This window comes from Calothrix sp. CBUCES-K 9914 (genome assembly GCF_059640475.1).
Window position 1 is genome coordinate 1 of sequence record NZ_JBXXZH010000317.1, and the last position, 9,545, is coordinate 9,545.

Genomic DNA, 9,545 nt, shown 5'->3' on the forward strand with positions numbered 1-9,545 from the left:
CACTCCATTTGCACTCAACCCTGGAGTCGTCGCGCGTTCCAGTATAACCTGTTGACCGTTCCATTGAAGCTGCGCTGTTAAAGGTTGTTCGATAAATGGTGCTTGACTTATATTAAACTGTCCACCTGCACGAATATTTGCCAGCGCAAACGATTTTGTTGTCCCCGCTATATTAAAGTTACTATTCAACCTACCACGTAAAGTTGACGCAAACTCATTCAATGCAACTCCTGATGTTCCACCGTTAACTTGCCAAACACCCCTATTCAAACTAATGTTGCTTAAATTGACGGCGCCTCCTGCTATATTATTTACGATCCCTATCCCTATCACTCTTATATTCTCTAACTGTAATGCATCAGTATTACCTGATAAATTCAAAGCTGTACTAAAACTACCTCGTCGAAGTTGTGGGGGTAGTTGTAGATTTCTCAAACTATCCAACTGTAAACTACTTGCATTGACAAAAGCATTAAAGCGTTTATTTTCGACTTTACCGCGCGCTGTCACAGTTCCACCAGCAACTTTCAGGTTCACATTTTGTAACTCTAGATTATTCGTATTGCTACCCGCTATTCTAATTACTCCCGAACTTGGATAAGTTGCACCTGGCGCCGTAAACTGTGCTATTGTCCTTGGGTTACTTAACAAACCTGAAATATTCGCGTTTGCGTTGACACTACCAATTGTAATCGGACTATTTACCTTATACGCACGCGCTACCGCATCACCTGGTATTTGTAAAGCTTGAATATTTAAGTTGACTCGACCTTGTTGTGCAAGCTGGATATTTCCTCTACCTGTAACAACTCCTCCTATTTGTGGCGCCACTTTTAAGTTTTGTAAAGCAAGTTGTAATGAAGAAGTACCCAACCGTCCAGAAACATTCGCGTTTGCAGCAATATTACCTATATTTAAAGGAAGTGCAATTTTATAAGCGTTTGCAACAGCATTGCCTGGAATTCCCAAAGCTTGTATATTCAGGTTGACATTACCTTGTTGTGCAAGCTGGATATTACCACTACCTGTAACGGTTCCTCCTATTTGTGGCGCCACTTTTAAGTTTTGTAAAGCGAGTTGTAATGAAGAAGTACCTAACCGACCATTTACGTTAGCATTTGCAGCAACGTTACCTATATTTAAAGGAAGTGCAATTTTATAAGCGTTGGCAACAGCATTGCCTGGAATTCCCAAAGCTTGTATATTCAGGTTGACGTTACCTTGTTGTGCAAGCTGAATATTTCCACTACCTGTGACAACCCCCCCTATTTGGGGTTTAACGTTAAAGTTTTGGACACCAAGTTGAAGTGCTTGACCCAGTTGTCCAGAAATATTCAAGGAAGCTGCAACATTACCGATATTGAGTGGGAGTCCAACATTGTAGCTGCTGGCAACATAATTGCCGGGAATATCTAAAGCTTGTATATTCAGGTTGACGTTACCTTTTTGTGCAAGCTGTATTTTTCCACTTCCTACAACTTGTCCTCCCAAAGTTGGTTGAACAACTAAGTCGGAAACGGTGAGGACGGGTGTGTTGCCACCGGTATCTACACGAAAATTACTACTGACTTTATTTAACTGTAAACGGTCGATGGTACTAAGCTTGACGGTGTTGATAGTTCCTGTTGCAGTTGGTTGCTTGATGCTTCCTTGAATTTTGATGTTTGCTTGTACTTGTCCAATTGCTGTAACTGGTAATTTGGTGTTAACAGTGCTGAGGATACTTTGAAAATCTACAGGTTGGACAACTGCATTGAGATTATAACCTGTTTGGGTATTTAAGGCGCCTTGAATTTGGAGTGGAATCTTGCCTAAGTTGGTAGTGAGGTTATTTATCGCAATTTCCTGACCTTGGAACTGTAGTCTTCCTTGTGTATTGGTAACGGTTTGGGGAATATTATCAACTTTAGCAGCAATTCGATATAAATCAGCCGTCCCCGTTAAAGATATTGGCGCCTGTGGTTTAATATCAACAGTTAGGTTGGCATTGACGCTACCAGCTTGGACAGTTACAGGTGTTTGTACTAACTTACTTATATCAGTAACGAGTAAATCGCGCGCTTGAACGTTTAAGCTAGTTACACCAACTTGTCCAGAATTTAATACAGTACTGCCATCGAGATCAACTTTACCTTGGTTATTGCTTTGAGTGGCGCCAACGTTGTAATTTAGGTTAGTAGACTTTTGCTCCTGTGAAATTTTGAGTACTCCATCAGCTTGATTAAAACCAACAGAAGTTTTGACTGTACCAGGTTTTGGAGTTGGAACTAATACTAAACTAGCATTTTTGACGCTCAGACTCTCCAAGTTCGTTTTAATGAAACCTTTTTCTTCTTTTCCAGTCTTTAATTGTGTAGAAACCCATTGACCGTTTACATCCTGTTCTAAATAAGCATTTGGTTCAATGAGAGTTACATTCAAATTTAAAGTGCGAGTTAAAAGGACTTGTAAAGGAGAGAAGTTAACATCTATTGCTTTTGCTTTGACTTTATCTGGGTCATTCGCAGTTGCTGGAATATCGAGGGAATTAAATCTGATACTATTTAAAGTGACACGCTCAACTTTGCCAATTTTTATGGGTCGTCCTAATAACTCTTGAAGATTCGTTTGAATTAATGGAACTAAATCCTTTGCGATAAAACTTCTTAACCACCAGGCGCCACCTGCGAGTGAAGCAAGTAAAACCACAACCAATGCAAGACTACCACGTCTCAGCAATAAAAGCCACAATCGACGATTAGAAGGTTCAGACTCACGCCCTGGTGGTAATTGTGTCATGATAATATCAAAGTAATAATTTACACTCTTAATCTCAATTAATGATTAATTGCAAGTGCTTTGAATACATTTAAATGTAATTTCAGCCTATCAGACTTTGGTACTTTGTGCGAATAATATCAACATTAAAACAGTGAAGCCAGAATAACCTCGGATATAATAACTTGACATCTACCTTAAGGTAAAAAAAATTTATGTCGTAGGGTGCGTGACAGCATCCAAGAACAAAAACTGTAAGAAAGAACAAACTGCTGTCACGCACCATTACTCTTATTACTGAGTCAGAATTGGATTACAAAGGGGTCAAACACCAACAGGCGCCATAAAATTGCTTATATTGGGACAAAAGTATAGTAAAGTGAGAATAAAAAGCTTTCTCTAGAAAAATTGGCGTATAAATGGCTGAAATGTTACAAAATCGAGTAGAATGTGTAATTCCAACTCCTTAGCTGGGATTTTCGCTTATATACTCCCGTTTGTACATGAAACATTTACTAGTTGTATCTATTATAATAATAGCATTGTATTTATTTCCACATCCTACTTCCGCGCGGGTAATACATCCGCAACAGCAGCAACCACCTGTAGTCAATATAAAAAAGCAGTATTTAAATGATTTACAGGGTATGAGAGAATTTATAGACGAATACGTTGCTGAAAAAATGAATTCTGAGCAAGTTCCAGGTTTGGCAGTTGTGGTGGTTAAAGACGGAGAGATATATTTTCAAAAGGGATATGGTTATGCGAATATAGAAAGCAAGAAACCTGTTGTTTCAAGTCGAACGTTATTTAGAGTCGCATCAATTTCTAAATTATTTACAACAATTGCTGTGATGCAGCTTGTCGAACAGGATAAGATAGATTTGAATAAGCCAGTTAATTATTATATTAAAGACTTTCAACTTGACAATAAATACTCGCAACCGATTTCTGTTGCTAGTTTATTAACTCATACATCGGGGTTAGATGTCAATGATATTGGGATGTCAGCCCGGACTCAAGAAGAGTTACAACCACTTGGAAAGCATTTAGCAAAACGTAAACCACAGCAAATTTTGCCTCCAGGTACAATCACAACTTATTCTAATTATGGAATGGCTTTAGCGGGTTATATTGTTGAGAGAGTTTCAGGAGTACCGTTTGCCGAATATATTGATAAAAATATTTTACAGCCATTAGGAATGCAGCACAGTAGTTTTGTGCAGCCACCGCCATTTTCTTTAAGGTCAGACTTAGCGGTGGGTTATGAATATGATGATAACAAATTTATACCACAGCCTTACACATACGAACATCAAGTTCCAGCGATAGCTTTGAGTACAACGGCAACTGACATTGCCAATTTTATGATAGCTCAGTTGAATGTACCTGTTCAAAGAGGGCGCCTGGGGAAAACTCAGATATTAAAAGCTGAGACATTAGAAGAAATGCAACGTCAGCATTTTACAAATGACGCACGTATTCCTGGGATAGCGTATGCATTCCAAGAACAATTTCGCAACAATTTAAGAATCATTCGACATGGTGGTTTAATTGAAGGGTTTGTCAGTCAGTTAGTTTTAATTCCGCAGGATAATTTAGGAGTGTTTATTGTTTGTAATTCAACATCAACGCTCGACACTCAATTTACCAGAGATTTCCTTAACCGTTATTACCCAATTCAAAGTAAACCAAATATAGCTAATGCTAAATCATTAAAATCATTAAGTTTTTTAGGCGGTAATTATTTAGATACAATTACATCAAAAACAACTATAGAAAAGTTATTTGAACCATATTATTTTACCGTTGATATCAAAGATGATAAAATACTTGTTTATGACTCGCGTCAGTATATTCAAATTGAACCAATGTTGTTTGTGTCTTTAGAAGGAGACAAATATATTAGTTTTAGAGAAAATAAACAAAACCATATAATTTATTTGTTTGATGGAATATTCTCGCTTCACAAAATGAATTGGTATGAAGATTTTTCATTTCATATTTTTCTTTACATATTTTTCCTATCAATATTTATTTTTATTTGTGTACAAAACTACTTAAAATTGTTTTTACTTTCTATTCATAAAAAATTTAATAAATACAAATTGTTTCGTTTTGTACCTGAAGTGAGAAGAGAAAGCAGGCTTACAGTTACTTTGAAACGAGCAAGAATGTTAACATATTTAATAAGTTATACAAACTTGATATTTCTAGTAGTAGGTAAAATATTGATGTCTTGCAAAGAATCTAGTTGTTTAAAACTAATTTACGGAATTAACCCGGTTTATATTAGTTTGTTATGCTTACCCATTATATCAAGCGGTATGACAGTTATCTTAATTTTTTATATTTGTTTAATTTGGAGAAGCAAACAAGGAACATCTTTACAAAGATATTATTATACATTAATTACAGGCGCCGCTCTGATGTTTCTATTATTTCTTAACTACTGGAACTTACTTGGTTTCAAATTTTAAAATTATATGCTATGGACAAGTGGATGCGACTATGTGTGAATTTGGAGTCAAGTTAGGCGCCTAAAATTGAGCCAAACAAAAAATTATTCAGTCATATAGTATATAATTATTACAATCCCTTAGTATCCCTACCTGCCCTATATGAGAAACCAAGAAGTCATGGGAAGCGTTGACGAAAATGGTTTGCTGTATTTAGATGAACCATTAGCAGTTACAAAGCACAGCCGTGTTAAAGTAATAGTAGAGTTTGTGGATTCAGAGATGGATGATGACTCTGAGCCTTCTGAGTCTATACAGGCAAGTTTCGGGTAAATGAAGTACATACATATATGATGTCCAAAACCTTGTAGAGACGCGATTAATCGCGTCTCTACAGTTTCTGTGGTATAAATAATGACTTTTAAAGCTGGATATGTAAAATGCCTATGCTACAATATATTGGTATTTTTTGGTTTTTTCGTGCCAATCGCGCGCTAATTTGCGAATAGCTTTTAATTCCTCAGATGACATTCCATCTAAATTTTTCAGAATAAAACTCATTCGTCCCTGGTTAGTAAGTTTATCGCGGTTACGGTCAAGAAAATCCCAGTAAAAATAGTTAAACGGACAAGCTTTTTCTCCAGTACGAGCTTTCGGGTCATATGCACACCCTTTACAATAATTACTCATTTTATTGACATAATTAGCTGATGATGCATATGGCTTTGAACCAACAATTCCACCATCAGCAAACAGTCCCATACCAATAACATTAGTTTGCATTACCCAATCATACGCATCAATAAATGCTGTATGAAACCAACTTTCTACCTGCTGCGGTGAAAACCCTGCTATTAAAGAAAAATTACTCAATATCATTAAACGCTGGATGTGATGCACATATCCAATACGCAGCAATTGAGATATAACCTGATGTAAGCAGTTCATTTTAGTGTCACCCGTCCAGAAAAATTCGGGTAGTGCTTCTGTATGGTTAAAGTAATTCTTCTCTGGATAATCGGCACCTACATAATGATATAATCCATACATATATTCGCGCCATCCCATAACTTGACGAATAAATCCTTCTACACTGTTTAATGGTAATTTATTTTCTTGATAAGCTTTCTCAGCAGCTTGCACTACTTCTAATGGATGCAGCAACCCTATATTAATATATGGAGATATCATTGCGTGCCACATCGTTTCTTCCCCCACCACCATTGCATCTTGATAGGGACCAAAGTTAGCTAGACGGACATTTACAAACCAGTCTAATACTTCTAATGCTTGCGCGCGCGTCACTCCCCAATGAAAATCTTTTAATTCTCCATATGTAGGAATTGTTAGAGAGTTAACAAAATTTATTACTTCCTGGGTTATTTCATCTGGTTCAAACCACTTAGCTGGTGGAGTATTTAATTTTCCTTTTGGAGGTTGACGGTTGTCTTTATCGTAGTTCCAAGTTCCCCCAGCAGGTTTATCACCATCCATTAATATATCAAAACGCTGGCGCCCTTCTCTATAAAAATACTCCATTAGTAAGTTTTTTCGACCCTTTGCCCATTGTGCGAATTGTTCGTGTGTCCACAAATAATGATTATTGGGTATTAATGTAATAGGACACTGTATATTTTTAATGATATCAAGAAAGGGTTTATCGGCAGGCGCCATTACCCGCACTTCGGTAATTTTATTTTCTTTGACCCATTCAGTAAGGGGTTCAGCGAAATCATCTCCTATTTTATAGGTGACATCATACCCCTGTTGACGTAGTTCTTCTGCAAAATGTCGCATTGCTGACCATACCAGCACAAGCTTCTGTTTATGGTACTCGCGCGCTTTGACGTGTTGTAGCGACTCAATCAAAATTATAGGCGCCTTTTGACTACCAACAGAAGCAAGTGCTGCTTGTCCGTAATAAAGTTGGTCACCTAATATCCAAATACCTATAGTCATTTTTACTTAAAGTTACAATATTTAATAATGATAAAATAAATTTTGCTGCCAGAACATGAAAGCACCACTTATGATATTGTTACAATCAGGAGTCGGTGCGTGACGCTACAAGCCTTATGATTACGTTGAAACTTTTTCGGCTCTTCCATACTTAGTGTGCTAAATCTGTTGATAAATTAGCTTGAAACCCTTGTTCTGTTTATGTTATAGCTATTATTCTCTTTATAACGATAAAATTACTGGAATTTCAACTACAAGTGCCTGTAAGCCTTGATAATAAAGGAAAATTATCGATTTTAATTAAAATTTAGCACGCTATGTACGGAAGAACCGTGCCGTGATTTCTAGTAATGCAGATGATATCATGTCCGGTTGATTACCCATAATGTAGAGACGCTTAGAACCGGAGCGTCTCTACAATGTTTTTATTACGGTTACGCTACCGGACATGATATTAATCCCTACGGGAAAGGAAAGCGGATTACGAACTTGCAGCTAATAATCACCAATAATGGTGCGTGAAAGCAGTTTAATTTTGCGTGCTTATTGATGAGTTGTAATAGCTTTCACGCACCCTACCGATTTTGATTGCCATAAAACGATAGATTGATGCAATAGTCGCTACAATCAAATCAAGCCCGATAAATATTTTATATATGACTCTTAAAGAATTAGAAAGTCAGATTCTTGCGCTGCCATCAACTGAAAAGCAGTTAGTATCCAAAGCTTAACTAATGGCACGTTTGTACGTAGACGAACAGTTACCGAGAATAGTTAGCGAACTGTTACAGGCAATGGAACATGATGTTTTGACGGTACAAGAAGCTGGAAATTTGTCATGGTCAGCTACTGGAGTTCATTTGAAAGTTTGAGAGAGTTTTTTAAAAGTGAGTCTCATCGTAAGATGATGCAATTTACTACTAAGCATCCTAAAAGTTTGTGTTTGTATAATGAAACTTATCAACCTTCCAAGAGTGGTAAGTATAGTAATGAGCCTCAAGGGTTAGCAATTATTTATACATTTATTGCTAGCTAGGTTCAAATGTAAAATCCCAAGCGTCATCATCCCACCATGATTCAGAAATAATATTTTCCACATCATAACTATTATCTGTAAAATTTTGATATAGTTTGAGACCAAGGGCATCAGCAAATCTAACGTCATATTCGTAAAATATTTTCTTGATGCTGGTGCTGACTTTATCAGGATATACGTAAAAACAAACTAGTTCTTCTTGTTCTGAAATTGCGACTACTTGACGCGCGATAATTGTTCCTTCCTTATTTCGAGCATAAAGAACTTGTTTATTTATATCTAGGAGTGTAGCAACTGCTGAGTCTGAGCATATTCCCCCAAGTCCTAAACAAGTGCCGACATAAGTACCTAACTTTAACACTTCTAGTGGTTCGTTTTCTAGTTTAATGTAAACGGCGCCCCCTAAACCCTTACTATGGCCAACTATTTCTGTATATTCAATTCCCTTTGTCCATAGATTAATATTAATGTTGCTATGCTGTTTTAACCAAGTTTGTGTGAGGTGATGATTTATGATATAATTTGACTGGTTGTTCCAATAAGCTTTTAAAAATTTTCTAAAACAACGGTTGTTTCGTTGAATAGTCCCAAGCATTGAAAGCGCATGTTTGATATTTTCTTGTTTTGGATTAACGTCAAACTCCCGTTTTAAGGTATTGAGAGTTAAATGTTCTAATATATCAAGCTGGGTAAGTTGTATTTGTTTATATATGACTTTTAAACCACGATTTATTTGCTGTTCGCTTAAAGAATATTTTCCTTGTAGGTAGTCTCGTATTTTGCGAGGGATAGGATTACTAAATTGTGTATTGCATTGACTATTAATAAAATCATATGCATCCTGTAAAGATAATGTAGTAATATCTTGAGTGATAATAACATGCTGGCTGAAAGTTTTCACGATGTTTTCACTCATAGGAGTACTTAAACTACCTAATAACTTTGCGACTTTCAATAGTTTATTCGGATAATTAATAAAGCATTGAAGACTAAAATTGCTAAGATATTTAGTAATTGATTCAATTCCTTCTGCGATTAACCAGGTATTATTATCTAAACGGCAAGCTTGTTCAAGACGTAATAAACTTGTATCGGATATATTAAGGAATAACTCGCGCGCTTTGTTATCTAAATAAGCAATAAAACGTATAATGACTTTAACAGCATGACTTTCTTGACTAAAAGGAGGTTGAGCTAAACGTTGCATCATTATATATGCATCAGGTATATATAAATTCAGTTCTTGAATTTTATCCCAGTACCAATAATACTGCTTTAAATCCTTAATTGCTTTACACTGAAATTCTGCATTTACTTTTCTAAGTAAATTATCT

Annotated in this window: 5 protein-coding genes and 2 pseudogenes; 4 read left to right on the forward strand and 3 right to left on the reverse strand. The window is 36.3% G+C overall.

Annotated features, from left to right (window positions below; translation table 11 throughout):
* Positions 1 to 2,778 (reverse strand): annotated as a pseudogene (locus AC2JBO_RS39475) (hypothetical protein); the annotation flags it as partial.
* Between the two features lie 482 nt (positions 2,779 to 3,260).
* On the opposite strand from AC2JBO_RS39475, the gene AC2JBO_RS39480 reads away from it, so the two are divergent.
* Together AC2JBO_RS39480 and AC2JBO_RS39485 are read left to right on the forward strand one after the other, a co-directional pair.
* Positions 3,261 to 5,237 (forward strand): serine hydrolase domain-containing protein, encoded by a 1,977-nt coding sequence (locus tag AC2JBO_RS39480; protein ID WP_496959088.1) that lies wholly within the window; start codon positions 3,261 to 3,263, stop codon positions 5,235 to 5,237.
* A 141-nt stretch (positions 5,238 to 5,378) separates the two neighbouring features.
* Positions 5,379 to 5,549 (forward strand): hypothetical protein, encoded by a 171-nt coding sequence (locus AC2JBO_RS39485; protein WP_496959089.1) that lies wholly within the window; start codon positions 5,379 to 5,381, stop codon positions 5,547 to 5,549.
* Positions 5,550 to 5,660: 111 nt separating this feature from the next.
* Here AC2JBO_RS39485 and AC2JBO_RS39490 read toward each other — a convergent pair whose 3' ends face one another.
* Positions 5,661 to 7,175 carry a cryptochrome/photolyase family protein gene (locus AC2JBO_RS39490; RefSeq protein WP_496959090.1) on the reverse strand — a complete coding sequence of 505 codons (1,515 nt, stop codon included), beginning with the start codon at positions 7,173 to 7,175 and terminating at the stop codon, positions 5,661 to 5,663.
* A gap of 734 nt (positions 7,176 to 7,909) precedes the next feature.
* Here AC2JBO_RS39490 and AC2JBO_RS39495 point away from each other — a divergent pair.
* Both AC2JBO_RS39495 and AC2JBO_RS39500 read left to right on the forward strand, forming a co-directional pair.
* A pseudogene (locus tag AC2JBO_RS39495) lies at positions 7,910 to 8,008 on the forward strand (DUF5615 family PIN-like protein); the annotation flags it as partial.
* Between the two features lie 5 nt (positions 8,009 to 8,013).
* Positions 8,014 to 8,211: a monooxygenase family protein gene (locus AC2JBO_RS39500; RefSeq protein ID WP_496959091.1), complete on the forward strand. Its 198-nt coding sequence runs from the start codon at positions 8,014 to 8,016 to the stop codon at positions 8,209 to 8,211.
* Here the strand turns inward: AC2JBO_RS39500 and AC2JBO_RS39505 are convergent.
* The coding region (locus AC2JBO_RS39505; protein ID WP_496959092.1) for a hypothetical protein at positions 8,204 to 9,545 on the reverse strand (1,342 nt) is incomplete at its 5' end. The genes AC2JBO_RS39500 and AC2JBO_RS39505 overlap by 8 nt on opposite strands.

Excerpts from the sequence above, each read along its gene's own strand:
- AC2JBO_RS39480 (WP_496959088.1), top strand. The coding sequence starts at position 3,261 with ATGAAACATTTACTAGTTGTATCTATTATAATAATAGCATTGTATTTA.
- AC2JBO_RS39485 (WP_496959089.1), top strand. The coding sequence starts at position 5,379 with ATGAGAAACCAAGAAGTCATGGGAAGCGTTGACGAAAATGGTTTGCTG.
- AC2JBO_RS39490 (WP_496959090.1), bottom strand. The coding sequence starts at position 7,175 with ATGACTATAGGTATTTGGATATTAGGTGACCAACTTTATTACGGACAA.
- AC2JBO_RS39500 (WP_496959091.1), top strand. The coding sequence starts at position 8,014 with ATGGTCAGCTACTGGAGTTCATTTGAAAGTTTGAGAGAGTTTTTTAAA.